At 70.9% G+C, this 18,090-nt stretch carries 14 protein-coding genes and 1 tRNA gene; 9 read left to right on the top strand and 6 right to left on the bottom strand.

Annotation, left to right across the window (positions count from 1 at the left end; genetic code table 11):
- The first annotated feature begins 4 nt into the window (after positions 1 to 4).
- Positions 5 to 2,386: an excinuclease ABC subunit UvrA gene (locus AB0A90_RS13875; RefSeq protein ID WP_357246448.1), complete on the top strand. Its 2,382-nt coding sequence runs from the start codon at positions 5 to 7 to the stop codon at positions 2,384 to 2,386.
- A gap of 26 nt (positions 2,387 to 2,412) precedes the next feature.
- On the opposite strand, the gene AB0A90_RS13870 is transcribed toward AB0A90_RS13875, so the two are convergent.
- Positions 2,413 to 2,871: a hypothetical protein gene (locus tag AB0A90_RS13870; protein WP_357246445.1), complete on the bottom strand. Its 459-nt coding sequence runs from the start codon at positions 2,869 to 2,871 to the stop codon at positions 2,413 to 2,415.
- Between the two features lie 159 nt (positions 2,872 to 3,030).
- On the opposite strand from AB0A90_RS13870, the gene AB0A90_RS13865 reads away from it, so the two are divergent.
- Both AB0A90_RS13865 and AB0A90_RS13860 read left to right on the top strand, forming a co-directional pair.
- A complete protein-coding gene (locus tag AB0A90_RS13865; RefSeq protein WP_357246442.1) occupies positions 3,031 to 3,864 on the top strand; it encodes an alpha/beta hydrolase in 834 nt (277 codons plus the stop codon).
- A complete protein-coding gene (locus AB0A90_RS13860; protein ID WP_357246439.1) occupies positions 3,851 to 4,447 on the top strand; it encodes a WHG domain-containing protein in 597 nt (198 codons plus the stop codon). Before AB0A90_RS13865 ends, AB0A90_RS13860 begins: the two co-directional genes overlap by 14 nt.
- Before the next feature lie 24 nt (positions 4,448 to 4,471).
- On the opposite strand, the gene AB0A90_RS13855 is transcribed toward AB0A90_RS13860, so the two are convergent.
- The gene (locus tag AB0A90_RS13855) at positions 4,472 to 5,035 is read right to left on the bottom strand and encodes a TetR/AcrR family transcriptional regulator (protein WP_357246436.1); all 564 of its coding nucleotides are present in this window, start codon (positions 5,033 to 5,035) and stop codon (positions 4,472 to 4,474) included.
- 66 nt (positions 5,036 to 5,101) lie between these two features.
- Between AB0A90_RS13855 and AB0A90_RS13850 the strand changes: the two genes are divergently transcribed.
- Complete coding sequence (locus tag AB0A90_RS13850) at positions 5,102 to 6,172, top strand: FAD-dependent oxidoreductase (RefSeq protein ID WP_357246433.1); 1,071 nt, start codon at positions 5,102 to 5,104, stop codon at positions 6,170 to 6,172.
- A gap of 100 nt (positions 6,173 to 6,272) precedes the next feature.
- Here AB0A90_RS13850 and AB0A90_RS13845 read toward each other — a convergent pair.
- The 4 genes from AB0A90_RS13845 to AB0A90_RS13830 all read right to left on the bottom strand — a co-directional run bounded on the left by AB0A90_RS13845 (position 6,273) and on the right by AB0A90_RS13830 (position 8,931).
- A tRNA-Arg gene (locus tag AB0A90_RS13845) sits at positions 6,273 to 6,344 on the bottom strand.
- A 92-nt stretch (positions 6,345 to 6,436) separates the two neighbouring features.
- On the bottom strand, positions 6,437 to 7,132 hold the full coding sequence (locus AB0A90_RS13840) for a winged helix-turn-helix domain-containing protein (RefSeq protein WP_357247146.1): 696 nt from the start codon (positions 7,130 to 7,132) through the stop codon (positions 6,437 to 6,439).
- 315 nt (positions 7,133 to 7,447) lie between these two features.
- Positions 7,448 to 8,119, bottom strand: coding sequence for a DUF305 domain-containing protein (locus tag AB0A90_RS13835; RefSeq protein ID WP_357246430.1), 672 nt, complete (start codon positions 8,117 to 8,119; stop codon positions 7,448 to 7,450).
- An 8-nt stretch (positions 8,120 to 8,127) separates the two neighbouring features.
- Positions 8,128 to 8,931, bottom strand: coding sequence for a DUF3105 domain-containing protein (locus AB0A90_RS13830; protein WP_357246427.1), 804 nt, complete (start codon positions 8,929 to 8,931; stop codon positions 8,128 to 8,130).
- Positions 8,932 to 9,028: 97 nt separating this feature from the next.
- On the opposite strand from AB0A90_RS13830, the gene argS reads away from it, so the two are divergent.
- The 5 genes from argS (at position 9,029) to AB0A90_RS13805 (ending at position 18,012) form a co-directional block, all read left to right on the top strand.
- Positions 9,029 to 10,696, top strand: coding sequence for an arginine--tRNA ligase (argS, locus tag AB0A90_RS13825; RefSeq protein WP_357246424.1), 1,668 nt, complete (start codon positions 9,029 to 9,031; stop codon positions 10,694 to 10,696).
- 1 nt (position 10,697) lies between these two features.
- The gene (lysA, locus tag AB0A90_RS13820) at positions 10,698 to 12,083 is read left to right on the top strand and encodes a diaminopimelate decarboxylase (RefSeq protein WP_357246421.1); all 1,386 of its coding nucleotides are present in this window, start codon (positions 10,698 to 10,700) and stop codon (positions 12,081 to 12,083) included.
- Positions 12,084 to 12,091: 8 nt separating this feature from the next.
- Positions 12,092 to 13,402 (top strand): homoserine dehydrogenase, encoded by a 1,311-nt coding sequence (locus tag AB0A90_RS13815; protein ID WP_357247143.1) that lies wholly within the window; start codon positions 12,092 to 12,094, stop codon positions 13,400 to 13,402.
- Between the two features lie 140 nt (positions 13,403 to 13,542).
- Positions 13,543 to 14,592 carry a threonine synthase gene (gene thrC / locus AB0A90_RS13810; protein ID WP_357246418.1) on the top strand — a complete coding sequence of 350 codons (1,050 nt, stop codon included), beginning with the start codon at positions 13,543 to 13,545 and terminating at the stop codon, positions 14,590 to 14,592.
- Between the two features lie 141 nt (positions 14,593 to 14,733).
- Complete coding sequence (locus AB0A90_RS13805) at positions 14,734 to 18,012, top strand: efflux RND transporter permease subunit (protein WP_357246416.1); 3,279 nt, start codon at positions 14,734 to 14,736, stop codon at positions 18,010 to 18,012.
- Positions 18,013 to 18,090 lie beyond the last annotated feature (78 nt).

The following is an 18,090-nucleotide window of genomic DNA, read 5'->3' as shown; positions in this document are numbered from 1 at the left end:
CCTGATGAGCACGGCCACCCCGCCGTCCACCCCGCACGTCGCGGACAGCCACGACCTGATCCGTGTGCAGGGCGCGCGCGTCAACAACCTCCGGGACGTCAGCGTCGAGATCCCGAAGCGCAGGCTGACGGTGTTCACGGGTGTCTCCGGCTCCGGCAAGAGCTCGTTGGTGTTCGGCACCATCGCCGCCGAGTCCCAGCGGATGATCAACGAGACGTACAGCGCCTTCCTGCAGGGCTTCATGCCGACGTTGGCGCGGCCCGAGGTCGACCTGCTGGACGGCCTGACCACGGCGATCATCGTGGACCAGGAGCGGATGGGCGCCAACTCCCGATCCACCGTCGGCACCGCCACCGACGCCAACGCGATGCTGCGCATCCTGTTCAGCCGCCTCGGGCAGCCGCACATCGGCTCGCCCAACGCGTACTCCTTCAACGTCCCCTCGGTGAAGGCCACCGGCGCGATCACCGTCGACCGGGGCGTGGGCAAGACGAAGACCGAGAAGGCGACCTTCACCCGGCTCGGCGGAATGTGCCCGCGCTGCGAGGGCATGGGTTCGATCAACGACATCGACCTGTCGGCGCTGTACGACGACAGCCTCTCGCTCAACGAGGGCGCGATCACGATCCCGGGCTACAGCATGGAGGGCTGGTACGGCCGGATCTTCCGTGGCTGCGGCTACTTCGACCCGGACAAGCCGATCGGCAAGTACACCAAGCGCGAGCAGCACGACCTGCTCCACCGGGAGCCCACCAAGATCAAGATCGACGGGATCAACCTGACGTACGCGGGCCTGATCCCGTCGATCCAGAAGTCCTTCCTCGCCAAGGACATCGACGCGTTGCAACCACACATCCGCGCCTTCGTGGAGCGGGCGGTGACCTTCACGACCTGTCCCGAGTGCGCCGGCACCCGGCTCAGCAAGGAGGCCCGGTCGTCGAAGATCAAGGGAAAGAACATCGCCGACGCCTGCGCGATGCAGATCAGTGATCTCGCCGCCTGGGTCCGCGGGATCAAGGAGCCGTCGGTGACTCCGTTGCTGGCGGGGCTGCAACACCTCCTCGACTCGTTCGAGGAGATCGGCCTGGGTTACCTCTCGCTCGACCGGCCCTCGGGCACCCTGTCCGGCGGCGAGGCCCAGCGCACCAAGATGATCCGTCACCTCGGCTCCTCGCTCACCGACGTCACGTACGTCTTCGACGAGCCGACGATCGGGCTGCACCCGCACGACATCCAGCGGATGAACAAGCTGCTGCTCCAACTGCGCGACAAGGGCAACACGGTCCTGGTCGTGGAGCACAAGCCGGAGGCCATCGCCATCGCCGACCACGTCGTCGACCTCGGCCCCGGCGCCGGCACGGACGGCGGCACCATCTGCTACGCGGGCAGCCTGGACGGCCTGCGCGCCAGCGGCACCAGCACCGGCCGCCACCTCGACGACCGGGCCGCCCTCAAGGAGACGGTACGCACGCCCACCGGCAAGCTGGAGATCCGTGGCGCGACGGCCAACAACCTCCAGGACGTGAACGTCGACGTACCGCTCGGGGTGCTCGTCGTCGTCACCGGTGTCGCCGGCTCGGGTAAGAGCTCGCTCGTGCGCTCCTCGATTCCCGCAGGTGCCGGTGTGGTCTCGATCGACCAGGGTGCGATCCGTGGCTCGCGGCGGAGCAACCCGGCCACCTACACCGGGTTGCTCGACCCGATCCGCAAGGCGTTCGCGAAGGCCAACGGTGTGAAGCCGGCACTGTTCAGCGCCAACTCCGAGGGCGCCTGCCCGAGCTGCAACGGCGCCGGCGTGATCTACACCGACCTGGGGATGATGGCCGGCGTCGCCGCCCCCTGCGAGGACTGCGAGGGCAAGCGGTTCCAGGCCTCGGTGCTGGAATACCGCTTCGGCGGTCGCGACATCAGCGAGGTGCTCGCGATGTCGGTGACCGAGGCCGAGAAGTTCTTCGGCACCGGCGAGGCACGTACGCCTGCCGCGCACGCCATCCTCGACCGGCTCGCCGACGTCGGGCTCGGCTACCTCAGCCTGGGTCAACCGCTCACCACCCTGTCCGGCGGGGAGCGGCAGCGCCTCAAGCTGGCCACCCACATGGCCGAGAAGGGTGGCGTCTACGTCCTCGACGAGCCGACCACCGGCCTGCACCTGGCCGACGTCGAGCAACTGCTCGGCCTGCTCGACCGCCTCGTCGACGCCGGCAAGTCGGTGATCGTCATCGAGCACCACCAGGCGGTCATGGCGCACGCCGACTGGATCATCGACCTCGGCCCCGGGGCCGGCCACGACGGGGGTCGGATCGTCTTCGAGGGCACCCCGGCCGACCTCGTCGCCGGCCGCGCCACCCTCACCGGGGAGCACCTCGCCGCGTACGTCGGGAGCTGAGCGTGGCCCGCCCGCCGGTCCGTCGTTCAGGCGACCGGCGGTCGGGCGCGCTGGGCCGTCGTGCTGGCGAGGACGCCGCAGGTGGCGGTGAGCAGGCCGAGGACGACCGTGCCCGGGTTGACGTATCCGGGCACGGTCGAGGTGACGTACCCGCCGCCACCGCTCAGGCGGCACTCGAAGCGCAGCGGTAGGTAGCTGACGTCGTACCCGTCGACCTGGCTTGCCCGCTGCGGCCCGGCCTCTCGGCACGGTGCGATCGGGAACGAGCCGGCTCCACCATCCTCGGCCCGCAGCACCGCGTAGCCGAGGTGGAGCAGGCCCCAGGCGTACACGCCGACCGTGGCGGCACCGGCGAGGAGCGCCGCCGCCCGCAGCCAACCCGATCCTTCGCCGGCCCGGAACGCCGCGGTGAGCCCGCGAACGGTGAGAACCGTCGCGAGGGCGGCCCCGCCCAACGCGGCGAGCAGCAACCCGAGAAACAGCATGACGCCATTCTTGATCACCTACGCACGTAGGGGCGTCGCCGGGTGCGGGTGGCGGCGGCTCTCCGGCGGTGCGCCCGGGGACTGGCATTCTCAAGCTAATGGTGATAGCTTTTGGCTAACGCGGTTAGCCAATGCGCCAACGGCCACCTGGAGGTAGTCATGACTGAGTTCTTGAACGTCGACGGCGGGACCATCGCCTACGAGGTGACCGGTGCCACCGGACCGCTGGTGGTGCTTGCCCACGGCATGGGCGACAGCCGCGAGGCCTACCGGTTCCTCACTCCCGCCCTGGTGCAGGCCGGCTACCGGGTCGCCGCGATGGATCTGCGCGGCCACGGGGAGTCCAGCGTCGGGTGGGCCTCCTACACCCGTACCGCTCTCGCCGGCGACCTGATCGCCCTGGTCGAGCACCTCGGCGGGCCGGCCATCCTGGTCGGCCACTCCATCGCCGGCGGCGCGGCCACGATCGCCGCGGCGAAGGCCCCGGAGCTGATCACCGCACTCGTCGAACTCGCGCCCTTCACCCGCAAGCAGCAGGTCAAGCTCGGTGACATGCGCGTGGCCGCCTACCGGCGCGGCGCGACCGCCCTGATGGGCACGACCATCCTCGGCAGCACCAAGCAGTGGGCCAAGTACCTCGACCTCGCCTACCCCGGCACCAAGCCCGTCGACTGGGACGCCCGCCTGCGACAGATCACCGCGATGCTGCGGGAGCCGGGCCGGATGAAGGTCCTGCAGAAGATGGGCACCATCTCTCCCGTCGACGCCGGTGAGCAGCTCGGCAACGTCAGCTGCCCGACGCTGATCGTCCAAGGCGCCCTCGACCCCGACTGGGTCTCACCACAGGCCGAGGGCGAGGCGATCGTCGCCGACCTGCCGACCGGACTGGGCCGGCTGGCGATGATCGACGGCGCCGGGCACTACCCGCACGTCCAGTACCCCCAGCAGACCCTCGCCGTGGTCCTGCCCTTCCTGGCCGGTGTCCGTGCCTAGGGCGGGCCTGGACCCGGGTGCGGTCGTCGCGGCCGGCGCCGCGCTCGCCGACGAGGTCGGCTTCGCCGAGTTGACCATGGCCCGGCTGGCGGAGCGGGTCGGGGTGCGCACCCCGTCGCTGTACAAGCACATCGCCAGCCAGGACGACCTCAACCGACGCATCGCCGCCCTCGCCATCGCCGAGGCCGCCGACGCGATCGGCGCGGCCACCCAGGGCCGCTCCGGGCGGGACGCGCTGGCCGCCGCGGCCCGCGCGCTGCGTGACTTCGTGGTTGCTCACCCCGGCCGGTACGCGGCCACCCTCGGCATCACTCCGACCGGTCCGGACGACCCCATCGTGATCGCGGAGAGGCGGGCGCTCGGACCCTTCGAGGCGGTCCTCCGGGGGTACGACATCGCCCCGCAGGACATTACCCACGCCCTGCGCGCGCTGCGCAGCATGTTCCACGGCTTCGCCACCCTGCAGGCCACCAACGGATTCCAGTGGTCCACCGACATCGACGAGAGCTTCGAATGGCTCATCAACTTCGTCGACCGCGCACTGCGCTGCACCTCAGCCGCCGACCCCGCCGATCACCGGTGAGGCGTTGTCTGGGCCGTTCGGTGGTCAAACCGCGGTGGTGCACAGTCGGCTCACCGTCTGCGTGATCGCCGCCTCCACCTGCTCGGCCGGGCCGGGAAACGTGAGCTGGTGGAAGATGAGGCCGTCCAGGTAGTCGAGGATCGCCGCGCATTCGCTCTCCGGGTCGGTGGAGCCCATCGCGCGCAGCCACTGCGTGCCCCACGTCCGGATCGAGAGGGCCGCCTCCGCGAGTCGCCCCTGTAGTTCCGGGCGCAGTGCGGCCTCGATGAAAAGGCCGTATCGGGCGATGGTCAGGGCGCGCTCCGGGCCGAGGGCACGGTGCACGTAGGCGGCGAGCGCAGCCGCCAGCTCGACCGCGGTGGTGGGGCGGACGAAGCCCGCGATCGCCTGCCAGGTGGCGCGGTCGCGATCGGCGAATCGGTCGGCAACGGCGTTGATCAGCATGTCCCGGGTCTTGAAGTAGTTCGCCGTGGAGCCGGTCGGCACGGCGGCGGCCGCGTCGACCGCGCGATGCGTCAACGCCCGTACGCCGTGACTTCCGAGGATGCCGATGGCGGCATCGAGCAGGTTTTCTTCGCGGGAGGGCACGCCTCCACCTTATTCGGTCCACCACATCCGTAGTTTCAAAACAACAGGTGTTGTAGCGTGGTGAGAATGGAGAGACGTGCGTTGGTCATTGGCGGGGGCATCGGTGGGCTGACGGCGGCGATCGCGCTGCGACGCGCAGGCTGGACGGTCACCGTCCGGGAGCGGGACGAGGGGCTGCCGAGCACTGGCACGGCGCTCGGCATGTGGCCCGTTGCGCTGCGGGCGCTGGACGCGATCGGCGTCGGCGACCTGGTCCGCCGGGACGGCCGACGACAGCAGGCCGGGGTCTTCCTTCGTCCGGACGGTTCCCGCATCGCGACGATCGACGTCGAACGGCTGCACCGGCGCACCGGCGACCACGTCTACCTGTTGTCCCGGCCGGGACTGCTCGCCATCCTGCACGACGCGACGATGGAGGCCGGGGTGGAGCTGCGGGCCGGCGATCCGGTGGACGACGTTACCGAGGTGGGCGACGTCGATCTGGTCGTGGTGGCCGACGGCGTGTTCAGCAAGGCTCGCGAAAAGGTGTTCGGCCCGGCGTACCGGGCACGATTCTCCGGCAGCACGGCGTGGCGCGGCGTGGTGCAGGACATGCCCACCGACACGTTCGTGGAGATGTGGGGCCGGGGCCTCAAGTTCGGCGTGACACCGCAGGAGGGTGGTCGCACCAACTGGTACGCGTCCGCGGCGGCACCGGAGGGCCGGTTCCGCCCGGGCGAGGAACTCGTCGAACTGCGGAGGATGTTCGGCTGGTGGGCGCCCCCGGTCCAGACCGTCCTGGACGCGATCGACGAGTCCGCGGTGCTGCGCCACGACGTGTACGTGACGCCGCCGCTGCCGTCCTTCACGCACGGCACGGTTGCCTTCCTTGGCGACGCCGCGCACGCCATGACACCCGACCTGGGGCGCGGCGCGTGCGAGGCGATCATCGACGCGGTAGCGCTGGCCTCCCACCTGGGCGCGACGCGCACGGTCGAGCAGGCTCTGCACGAATACGATCGCCGGCGTCGGCCAGCCACCCAGAGGTTGGCTCGCATGGCTGGCCTGGCTGCCCGGATGACTCACCTGCGGCACGCGATACCGGTCCGCGACCAACTCCTGCGCGCGAGCATGGTGGCCGGCCCGCCGGGCGCGTGAGCGCCACCAACAAACCGGTACCCGGGCTCGGTCGGCGCCCGTACGTTGACCCAACGCAAGAATGCCCCGGCGAAACGGCCGGGGCATTCATGGTCCAAGGTGCCCCCGGCAGGATTCGAACCTGCGCCCCCGCCTCCGGAGGGCGGTGCTCTATCCCCTGAGCTACGGGGGCTCAGCGACTGGAGAAGACTAGCAAACCTCCTCCGCGTACGCCGAATCGGTATCGGGTGAGCCGATCGTGTCGACGACCGGCTCACCCGGTGCTCAGGCGGCCGCGACGGCCCGCCCACAGCTGGGCAGCGGGTGCAGGACGATTCGCCGGGGGAGCCGGCGTGGCCACTCGTTGCGCGGCCAGGAGCCGTCCACGATCAGGTGCACGGTGCGCTGCTCCTCGCCGCTGAGCCGCAGCACGAAGTCGCGGGGGAGCGGCGGGTCCACCGTCGGTGTGGTGATCATGAAGCGCACCCGGCCGCGGGACGAGACGGCGGAGATCACGTCCGCCGCCGGCATGGTGCCGCGCAGCCGGATCCGACCGATCCAGTAGACCTCGGCGAGGTGCTCCTGGGCGGCCCTGGTGATCGCCGGGTACTCACTGCGGACCCAGCGCTCGACCGCGCTGACGCAGAGCCCACAGGCCCGCTCGCGCGGCTCGCGCGGACCCAACCCCCAGGCCCGCAGGTACGCCCCGACCGCCCCGGCGTCCAACGGCAGGTCGAATCGGCGCTGGATGAGCGTGGTGAGGCTCTGCCTCGTCCACAGCTCGTCGTCCAGGCCGAACTCGTCGGGGTGGACGCCCCGCAGTGTGTCGATCAGTTCGAGTTCCTGTTCGCGGCTGAGCATTCCCGGCTCGCTCTGCCGCTGTCCGCGACGGACGGCTGCCACCGCCCCGTCACCGCCGATGGTGTGACGTCGGCACCAACTGGTGACCGAACGCCGTGCGTCTCTGAGTGCAACCCCCACGTCTTGGGCAACGAGCACGAATCGCAACTGGTCACGATATGTGGGGAGAAAAGTCTCGAAGCAACGTAATCGCCTGTCCCGGTCAAATCACCCACAAGGTACTTAGGGGTGCATCAAGGGTCAGAGGTGGTGGTCTGCCCGCTGTGATCGACTCGGGTTCCTGCAGGTCGGGGCGTCCTGGTTGCGAGGACAGCCCGACTTCCGGAAAGGCGAGTCGATCAAGGCGGTGCCGGGGGAGGTGGCCTCGACATGGCGCGGCCCGCGTCACCGCACCGATCGGCGGGAACGCGGGCCGGGTACGCCCGAACCGGTCGGTCAGCCCTTGGCGGCCTGCGCCTGGAGCTGCCGGAGGTTGTTCAGCTCGGTCTGCTGGGTGTTCTTCATCGTCTGTGCCACCCGGACGACCTCGTCGTTGCCGGTCTCGTCGAGCGCCGCGTCGATCATGTGGATGCCGCCCAGGTGATGGTCGTACATCAGGGTCAGGAACTGCCTGTCGACCTCGATGCCCCTGGCGTCCCGCAGGGCGGTCATCTGCTGCGGGGTGGCCATCCCCGGCATCAGGCCGTTCTTGACGGCGGCTCCGTCGGACATCCACGACATCGGCGGCTTCGAACCGGTCGGGCTGAGGCCCCACTCGCGCAGCCAGGTCTGCATGGCGCCGATCTCGCCCTGCTGCCCGGTGGCGATGTCGACGGCGATCTGCCGCACCTCGGGGAGGGTCGCCGACCGGTACGCGATCAGGCTCATCTCCACCGCCTGCGCGTGGTGGGTCGTCATGTCCCGGGCGAAGCCCGCCTCGACCGACGCGTCACCGGGGCGGGTCAACCGGGGGGTGAGCAGGCCACCCGCATAACCGAGGAGCAGCCCCACCACCACCATGACGGCGAGCGCCAGCACGCCGTAACGCGACGCCGGGGCCCGGCCGTCCTCGTCCGGGACGGCCGGGGTGTCGTCGTACTCGCTGTCGGTGGTGGCGGGGGCGGTCATCGGCGTCCTTACTGCTGGGGTTGCTGCTGCTGCGGAAGCTCACGCGGCGTGGTGCCGGTGGCGGTGATGCCCGTGTTGCAGAGCGCCGTCGGGCCCTCGGCGGAGGCGTTCACCCGCAGGTCCTTGATGAACTCGTCGATCCGCGAGTCGTCGGCGTTGTCGAGCTTGAGCTGGTAGCCCCAGGCCTGCAACGAGATCGGCTTGTCCAGGCCCTCGTACGGGCTCATCAGCATCTTCTCGACGCCGCGCACCTTGCCGGCGAGCTTGTCGACCTGGTCCTTGGGCAGGTCGGGGCGGTAGGTGACCCACACCGCGCCGTGCTCCAGGCTGTGCACCGCGTGCTCGTTGGCGATCGGCGCGTCGTAGACGTCGCCCATGCAGTTCTGCCAGGCGGCGTTGTGCACGCCACCCACCGGCGGCGAGTATTTCCAGGTCAGTGGACCCGACTTGTGCGACTCGTACTTCAGGCTCTCGCCGTCGGTCTTGCGGATGTTGACGATGCCGTCGATGGCGTTGGCCCGCTTGTCCCACGGCTTGGAGCCCTGGAACGCCGCGTAGGCGCCGTAGCCGATGATGCCGGCCGCGAGCACGCCCACCGCGACGAAGAGCGCGATCGGCCCCCAGGCGCGGCCCTGGCTCACCTTGACCGGGGTGACCGGTTTGCGCGGGCCCTTGCCGCCGGCCCGGGGGGAGCCGGCCGGCTTACCGGAACCGGCCTTGGCGCCGGGCGCCGGCCGGCCCGCGGCCGGCTTCTTGCCGGTGCTGACCACGGTCGGGCGGCGCTCAGGGCCACCCGGGGTGCTGATGCTCATCGTGCCTCGTCAAGTCGGTCGGTCAGGGGAGTGGCGGGCCGGTAGACGCGCAGGGGAGCCGCCGAGTGCCCGAGTCTACCCCCGATAACATGGCTGGGTGACTCCTGCAGAACTAGCCTCGGTCGTCCTTGCCGCCGCCCACGCCGTCTTCGCGCAGCGTGGGCTCGACCACGCCGCGCTGCCGGCGAGCACGGTGGTGGAGCGACCGCGCAACCCCGAGCACGGCGACTACGCGTCGACGCTCGCGCTGCAGTTGAGCAAGAAGGTGGGGGTCCCGCCCCGGGAACTGGCGACCGCGCTGGCCGACGAACTCGGCCGGACGGCCGGTGTCAAATCGGTGGAAATCGCCGGGCCGGGCTTCCTGAACATCCGGCTCGACGCGGCCGCCGCCGGTCAGCTCGCCCGGGTGATCGTCGAGGCCGGCGCGGAGTACGGCCGCAGCGAGCGACTCGCCGGGGAGAAGATCAACCTGGAGTTCGTCTCGGCCAACCCGACCGGGCCGGTGCACATCGGCGGGGTCCGCTGGGCGGCCGTCGGCGACGCGTTGAGCCGGCTGCTGCGGGCCACCGGCGCCGAGGTCGGCACGGAGTACTACTTCAACGACGCGGGCTCGCAGATCGACAGGTTCGCCCGCTCACTGCTGGCCGCCGCCAAGGGTGAGCCGGCCCCGGAGGACGGCTACGGCGGGGCGTACATCGCCGAGATCGCCGCCGAGGTGCAGGCCCGCCGGCCGGAGGTGCGCTCGCTCGACGACGACGCCGCCCAGGAGATCTTCCGGGTCGAGGGCGTCGCGCTGATGTTCGACGAGATTCGCACCTCGCTGCGCGACTTCGGAGTGGAGTTCGACACCTACTTCAACGAGAAGGACCTGCACGACCGGGGTGAGCTCGACCTGGCGCTGAACCGGCTGCGCGAGCAGGGACACCTCTACGAGTCCGAGGGCGCCACCTGGCTGCGCACCACCGACTTCGGTGACGACAAGGACCGGGTGCTGCGCAAGTCCAACGGCGAGTGGACGTACTTCGCCGCGGACTGCGCCTACTACCTGGACAAGCGCGAGCGCGGCTTCGAGCGCGTCGTGATCATGCTGGGCGCCGACCACCACGGCTACATCGGCCGGATGAAGGCGATGTCCGCCTGCTTCGGTGACGACCCGGACCGCAACCTGGAGATCCTCATCGGGCAGCTGGTCAACCTGCTGCGCGACGGCGCGCCGATGCGGATGAGCAAGCGGGCCGGCACGGTGATCACCCTGGAGGACCTGGTCGAGGCCATCGGCGTCGACGCCTCCCGGTACGCGCTGGCCCGCTACTCCAGCGACTCCCCGATCGACATCGACATCGAGTTGTGGACCAAGGCCAAGAACGACAACCCGGTCTACAAGGTGCAGTACGTGGCTGCCCGGACGGCCGGCGTGGCCCGCAACGCCGCCGAGGTGGGGCTGCTCGCGGGTGACGCCGACGCGTTCCGCCCCGAACTGCTCAGTCACGAGAAGGAGAACAAGCTGCTCAAGGCGCTCGCCCAGTTCCCAGCGGTGGTCGCCACCGCCGCCGAACTGCGCGAGCCGCACCGGGTGGCCCGCTACCTGGAGGAGGACGTCGCGCCGTCCTACCACCGGTTCTACGACGACTGTCGGGTGCTGCCGCGCGGCGACGAGGAGATCACCGACCTGCACCGCGCCCGGCTCTGGCTCAACGACGCCACCCGCACGGTGATCGCCAACGGCCTCTACCTGCTCGGCGTCTCCGCGCCCGAGAGGATGTGACATGAGGGCTCATGAGGCCGGAGCGCTGCACGCGGACATCAGCGACCGGGGGCCGGCCTGGCTGCGTACCCCGGCGGATGTCAACGCCCTCGTGCCGGCGCTGTGGCCGCGGTCGGTGACGCGCGGCGCGGACGGCGCGGTCGCCGTCGCGGGCCTCAGCGTCCGCGACATCGCGGCCGAGTTCGGCACCCCGGTGTACGTCCTCGACGAGGCCGACCTGCGCTCGCGCTGCCGCGACTTCCGGGCGGCCTTCCCCACCGAGGACGTCTACTACGCGGGCAAGGCGTTCCTCTGCCGGGCGGTGGTCCGGATGATCGCCGAGGAGGGCCTGCACCTGGACGTCTGCACCGGGGGTGAGCTGGCCACCGCGCTCTCGGCCGGGATGCCGCCGGAGCGGATCGGCTTCCACGGCAACAACAAGTCGGTCGCCGAGCTGTCCCGGGCGTTGGACGCCGGAGTGGGACGGATCATCGTCGACTCGTTCACCGAGATCGACCGGCTCACCGCGCTCGCCCGCGAGCGCGGGGTCCGGCCCCGGGTGCTGGTCCGGGTCACGGTCGGCGTGGAGGCGCACACCCACGAGTTCATCGCCACCGCCCACGAGGACCAGAAGTTCGGCTTCTCGCTGGCCGGCGGCGCCGCCGCGACCGCCGCCTTCAAGATCCTCGACGAGGGTGTCCTGGAGTTGCGGGGTCTGCACTCGCACATCGGCTCCCAGATCTTCGACGCCAGCGGCTTCGAGGTCTCGGCCCGCCGGGTGCTCGCCCTCCAGGCGCAGATCCGCGACGCACGCGGGGTGGAGCTGCCCGAGCTGGACCTGGGCGGCGGCTTCGGCATCGCGTACACCACCCAGGACGACCCGGCCACTCCGCAGGACCTGGCCAAGCGCCTGCGCAAGATCGTCGACCTGGAGTGCGCGGCGGAGAACCTGGCCGTGCCCCACCTGTCGATCGAGCCGGGGCGGGCCATCGTCGGCCCGGCCGTGTTCACCCTCTACGAGGTCGGCACGGTCAAGGAGCTCGACGGCATCCGCACGTTCGTCAGCGTCGACGGCGGGATGAGCGACAACATCCGCACGGCGCTCTACGACGCGTCCTACTCGGCGACGTTGGCCTCCCGGGCCTCGACCGCGCAGCCGTTGCTCGCCCGCGTGGTGGGAAAGCACTGTGAGTCAGGGGACATCGTGGTGAAGGATGAATTCCTGCCCGCCGACGTGCAGCCCGGAGATCTTGTCGCAGTGCCCGGCACCGGTGCCTACTGCCGGAGCATGGCCAGCAACTACAACCACGTGCCCCGGCCACCGGTCGTGGCGGTACGTGACGGCCAGGCGCGCCTGATCGTCCGCCGGGAAACCGAAGAGGACCTGCTGGCATTGGATGTTGGATGACGTCACCTGTGCGCTTGGCGCTGCTCGGCTGTGGCACGGTCGGCCAGGAGGTGGTCCGGCTGCTGCACGAGCAGTCGGCCGACCTGACGGCCCGGATCGGCGCTCCACTGGAGATCGCCGGCATCGCCGTCCGCCGGCTCGGCCGCGACCGCGGTGACCTGCCCGTCGACGAGGCCCTGTTCACCACCGACGCGCTCGGCCTGATCAAACGCGACGACGTGGACGTGGTGATCGAGGTGGTCGGCGGTATCGAGCCGGCCCGGGGCTGGCTGGTCGAGGCGCTGCGGGCCGGCAAGAGCGTGGTCACCGCCAACAAGGCGCTGCTCGCCGAGGACGGGGTGGCCCTGCACGAGGCGGCGGCCGAGGGCGGCGGCGACCTCTACTACGAGGCGTCCGTGGCCGGTGCGATCCCGCTGCTGCGCCCGCTGCGCGAGTCGCTGCACGGGGACCGGATCAACCGGGTCACCGGCATCGTCAACGGCACCACCAACTTCATCCTCTCCGCGATGGACGCGACCGGCGCCGGCTTCGCCGAGGCCCTCGAAGAGGCCACCGCCCTGGGGTACGCGGAGGCCGACCCGACCGCCGACGTGGAGGGCTTCGACGCGGCGGCGAAGGCGGCGATCCTCGCCTCGCTGGCGTTCCACACCCGGGTCGGCGCGGCCGACGTGCACCGCGAGGGCATCACCGAGGTGACCGCCGCGGACATGGCCAGCGCCCAGGCGATGGGCTGCACGATCAAGCTGCTCTGCATCGCGGCCCGGGGCGTCGACCCCACCGGCCGGGAGACCGTGAGCGTCCGGGTGCACCCGGCGATGATCCCGCGCAGCCACCCGCTGGCCAGCGTCGGCGACGCGTTCAACGCGGTCTTCGTGGAGGCGGACGCGGCCGGGCAGTTGATGTTCTACGGTCGGGGCGCCGGGGGTGCGCCGACCGCCAGCGCGGTGCTCGGCGACGTGGTCGCGGTGTCCCGCAACCGGCTCGCCGGGGTGCGCGCGGCCAGCGAGAGCGCGTACGCGGCCCTGGCGGTCCGGCCGATGGGTGAGGCGTTGACCCGCTACCACGTCAGCCTGGACGTGGCCGACCGTCCGGGTGTGCTGGCCGCCGTGGCGGGCGTGTTCGCCCGGCACGACGTGTCGATCGCGACGGTGCGGCAGGGCTCGGCGGGTGGGTCGCCCGGCCGTGACGGCGACGCCGAGTTGGTCATCGTCACCCACGTGGCGCCGGACGCCGCGCTCGCCGCGACCGTCGGCGAGTTGCGCGGTCTGGACATTGTCCGGTCCGTGACCAGTGTGTTGCGGGTCGAGGGTGGCGCCTGATTCGTTGACACCATCGATGGGTGGGCTCGTGCGTCCCGACAGGTGGGTAAGCCGGGGTGTGCCATCGACCACTCCGGCAGGCTGGTCCAAGGTGGCCCTGATGCTCGGGTCGGTGCGGCGGTAGAGGCGAGGAGATCGACATGTGGCGGGGTTTGATCGAGGCGTACCGGGATCGGCTGCCGGTCACCGCGGCCACGCCGGTCGTCACGCTGCACGAGGGCAACACGCCGCTGTTGCCGGCGCCGGTGCTGTCCGCCCGGATCGGTTGCGACGTGCACCTCAAGGTGGAGGGCGCCAACCCGACCGGCTCGTTCAAGGACCGGGGGATGACCCTCGCGGTGTCGAAGGCGGTCGAGGCCGGCAACAAGGCCATCATCTGCGCCTCCACCGGCAACACCAGCGCCTCCGCGGCGGCGTACGCGGCGCGGGCCGGGCTCACCTGCGCGGTCCTGGTGCCGCAGGGCAAGATCGCGTTGGGCAAGCTGGCCCAGGCGCTGGTGCACGGCGCGAAGCTGCTCCAGGTCAGTGGCAACTTCGACGACTGCCTGTCGCTCGCCGCGAAGCTGGCCCAGGACCACCCGGTCGCGCTCGTCAACTCGGTGAACATCGACCGGTTGCACGGCCAGAAGACCGCCGCCTTCGAGGTCGTCGAGGCGCTCGGTGACGCGCCCGACATCCACTGCCTGCCGGTCGGCAACGCCGGCAACATCTCCGCCTACTGGATGGGCTACGCGGAGGATCGGGCCGCCGGCGCCACCACCCGCACGCCGAAGATGTACGGCTTCCAGGCGTCCGGTGCCGCCCCGATCGTGACCGGCCAGGTGGTGCCGGAGCCGTCCACGATCGCCACGGCGATCCGGATCGGCAACCCGGCGAGCTGGACCAAGGCACTGGACGCCCGGGACACCTCCGGTGGCCTGATCGCCGCGGTGACCGACCGGGAGATCCTTTCCGCGTACCGGCTGCTCGCCCGCGAGGTGGGGGTCTTCGTCGAGTTGGGCAGCGCGGCCAGCGTGGCCGGCCTGCTCCAGCAGGCCGAGGCGGGCGCGGTGCCGCCCGGGTCGACGGTGGTCTGCACGGTGACCGGCCACGGCCTCAAGGACCCGGAGTGGGCGATCTCCACGGCGCCGGCGCCGCTGACCATCGCGAACGACCCGATGGCCGCCGCTCGCGCCCTCGACCTGGCCTGAGCGCGCCGCCGGCCGCCCGCTGCGGGCGGCCGGCGGTCGGGTGGTGAGACTGCGTCGGGGGCGGCGGGGGTTCCGGTGATCGAATCCGGCACACTTTCACGTATCCCCGCCCGCATTCTCGTTCAGGAGTGAACCAGGCCGATGTCGCTGCTTGCCAGATTCAGCCTCGCCAACCGAGGGCTGATCGCCCTCATCGCGGTGGTGACCACGGTGTTCGGAGTGTTCGCCGTGCCGTCGCTGAAGCAGCAACTGCTGCCGTCGCTCGAATTCCCGGCCGCGTTCATCGTGGCCCCCTACCCCGGTGCCGGCCCCGAGATCGTCGAGTCGCAGGTGACCGAGCCGATCGAGAACGCCCTCCAGGGCATTCCGGGGTTGGACAAGGTCACCTCCACGTCCCGCGAGGGGTCGGCCACCGTCCAGGTGACGTACGAGTTCGGCACCGACCTGGACGACGTGGTCAACAAGATGCAGACCGCGCTGAGCCGGATCGACGCCCAGCTGCCGGAGAGCGTCGACCCCCAGGTCATCGCCGGTAGCACCGACGACCTGCCGGCGGTGGTGCTGGCCGCGGCCGGCGCGGCGGACGAGCGGGCGCTCGCCGAAAAGCTCCAGGCGACGGTGGTGCCGGAGCTGGAGGGCATCGAGGGGGTACGCACCGTCGAGGTGACCGGCACCCGCGACGACGTCGTGGTGGTCACCCCGGACCCGGCGAAGCTGGCCGCGGCGCAGGTGCAGCCGACGGCGATCGGCGCGGCGCTGAAGACCAACGGCGTGGCCGTTCCGGCCGGCGCGGTGACCGACGGCGGGTTGGCCCTTCCGGTGCAGGTCGGTGCGCCGATCGCCAACCTGGAGGACCTCCGCGGCATCGTCGTCACCCCCGGCGCGACGCCGGTCCGTCTCGGTGATGTGGCGACGGTCGAGCAACAGCTCGCACCGGCCACGGCGATCACCCGGACCAACGGCAAGGACAGCCTCGGCATCGCGGTCACCGCCGCCCCGGACGGCAACGCCGTGCAGATCTCGCACGAGATCCGGGACCGGCTCGCCGACCTGAAGGACGCCTCCGGCGCGGAGCTGACGGTCGTCTTCGACCAGGCGCCGTTCGTCGAGAAGTCGATCGAGTCGTTGACCACCGAGGGTCTGCTCGGCCTGGTGATGGCGGTCATCGTCATCCTGGTCTTCCTGCTGTCGGTGCGCTCGACGGTGGTCACCGCGGTCTCCATCCCGCTCTCCGTGCTGGTGGCGTTGATCGCACTGTGGATCGGTGACTACTCGCTCAACCTGCTCACCCTCGGCGCGTTGACCATCGCGGTCGGCCGGGTGGTGGACGACTCGATCGTGGTGTTGGAGAACATCAAACGACACCTGGAGTACGGCGAGGAGAAGCGCCACGCCATCGTCACCGGCGTCCGTGAGGTCGCGGGTGCGGTGACCGCGTCCACCCTCACCACGGTGGCGGTGTTCGCGCCGATCGCGTTGGTCGGCGGGTTCGTGGGTCAGCTCTTCGCACCGTTCGCGATCACCGTGACGGTGGCGCTGCTCGCCTCGCTGCTGGTGTCGCTGACCGTGATCCCGGTGCTCGCGTACTGGTTCCTGAAGCCGCGTGGCGGCACCGCGGACGACGAGGCGGTGCGGCGTGGTGCGGAGGAGAAGGAGCTGCGCAGCCCGTTGCAGCGGGCGTACCTGCCGGTGGTCGGGTTCGCCACCCGCAAGCGGTCGACCCGGTGGATCACTGTCGGGCTCGGCCTGCTGGTGCTCTTCGGCACCTTCGGTCTGGCCCAGAAGCTGGAGACCAACTTCCTGGACGACTCCGGCCAGGACACCCTCAACATGAGCCAGGAGCTGCCGGCCGGAAGTGGCCTGGCGGCCACCGACGCGGCGGCCAGGCAGGTCGAGTCGGTGCTGTCGGCCACCAGGGGCGTCGAGACGTACCAGGTGACCGCCGGCGGTGGCGACAACCCGTGGGCGGGTGGCGGCGGCAACAACGTCGCCAGCTGGTCGTTGGCGCTCGACGGTGACACCGACGCGAAGCAGATGCGTGAGGTGTTGCGCAAGGAGTTCGACAAGCTCGGCGCCGGTGTGGGTGAGATCAGCTTCGGTGGCGGGCAGGAGGCGTCGACCAGCCAGCTGGAGGTGGTCGTCCAGGCCAGCGACCCGGAGGTGCTGACCCGGGCCGCCGAGGAGGCCCGGTCGGCGATGGCCGGTGTCCCGGACGTCGAGGATGTCTCCACCAGCCTGGCCGAGCGCGTGCCGCGGGTCGACGTGACCGTCGACCGGGTCGCCGCCGGCCGGGCCGGACTCACCGAGGCCGCCGTGGGGCAGCTCGTGTCGCAGGCGTTCCGGGGAGCGCCGCTGGGTCAGGTCTCGCTCGACGGCCAGCAGCAGAACGTGGTGCTGCGGCTGGGCACGCGCCCGCCGGTGACGGTGGAGGAGCTGCGGGCGCTGCCGGTGGGGTCGGTCAAGTTGGACGACATCGCGGACGTCACCCAGGGCGAGGGGCCGCAGCAGGTCACCCGGATCGACGGCGAGCGCAGCGTGTCGGTGACCGGTGCGGCGACCGGCTCGAACCTGGGCGCGACGAGCAAGGAGCTGCAGAAGCGGCTGGACGCCCTCGACGTGCCGGGCGCGAGCTTCACGATCGGTGGCGTCAGCGCGGATCAGGCGGATGCGTTCGGTGACCTGGGCCTGGCGGTGCTGGTGGCGATCGCGATCGTCTTCCTGATCATGGTGGCGACGTTCCGCAGCCTCACCCAGGCGCTGATCCTGCTGATCTCCATCCCGTTCGCGTCGACCGGCGCGATCGGTCTGCTGCTGGTCACCGGGACGCCACTCGGCGTGCCGGCGCTGATCGGCGTGCTGATGCTTGTCGGCATCGTGGTGACCAACGCGATCGTGCTGCTCGACCTGATCAACCAGTACCGGGCGCAGGGCATGGGCGTCCGGGAGGCGGTGGTCGAGGGCGGCCGGCGTCGACTGCGCCCGATTCTGATGACCGCGGTGGCGACCATCTTCGCGCTGCTGCCGATGGCGTTCGGGCTGACCGGTGAGGGCGGGTTCATCTCGCAGCCGCTGGCGGTGGTGGTGATCGGCGGTCTGCTCAGCTCCACGCTGCTCACCCTGATCCTGGTGCCGACGCTCTACACGATGGTGGAGCACACCAAGGAGTCGCTGCGGGACCGACGCGACCGGCGGCGCGCCGGCAGGTCGGAGGTGACCGCGGCGGAGACCGACGAGGTGTCGGCCCCGAACCAGGTGGCGGTGCCGAGCGGCGCACCTGCCTCGGCCGCGGCCGAGGGTGCGCAGCCGGCCGGGCGAGCCGCGCCGTCGGCCGCGCTGGTCGAGGGTACGGACCAGTTCGAGGTGCTGCGGCTGCCCCGTAGCCGTACCTCGCCGCTGCCTCCGTCGGAGTCGACCGAGTAGGTCGGACCGCGACTCGGAACGCCCCCGGCAGGGTTCTGCCGGGGGCGTTCCTGCGTCTGTCGACCGAAACACTCCGAT

Origin of the sequence: Micromonospora sp. NPDC049204 (genome assembly GCF_040647935.1) — a bacterium.
In the GTDB taxonomy this organism is placed as follows: Bacteria; Actinomycetota; Actinomycetes; order Mycobacteriales; family Micromonosporaceae; genus Micromonospora.
This window is presented reverse-complemented; position numbering and strand designations above follow the sequence as displayed.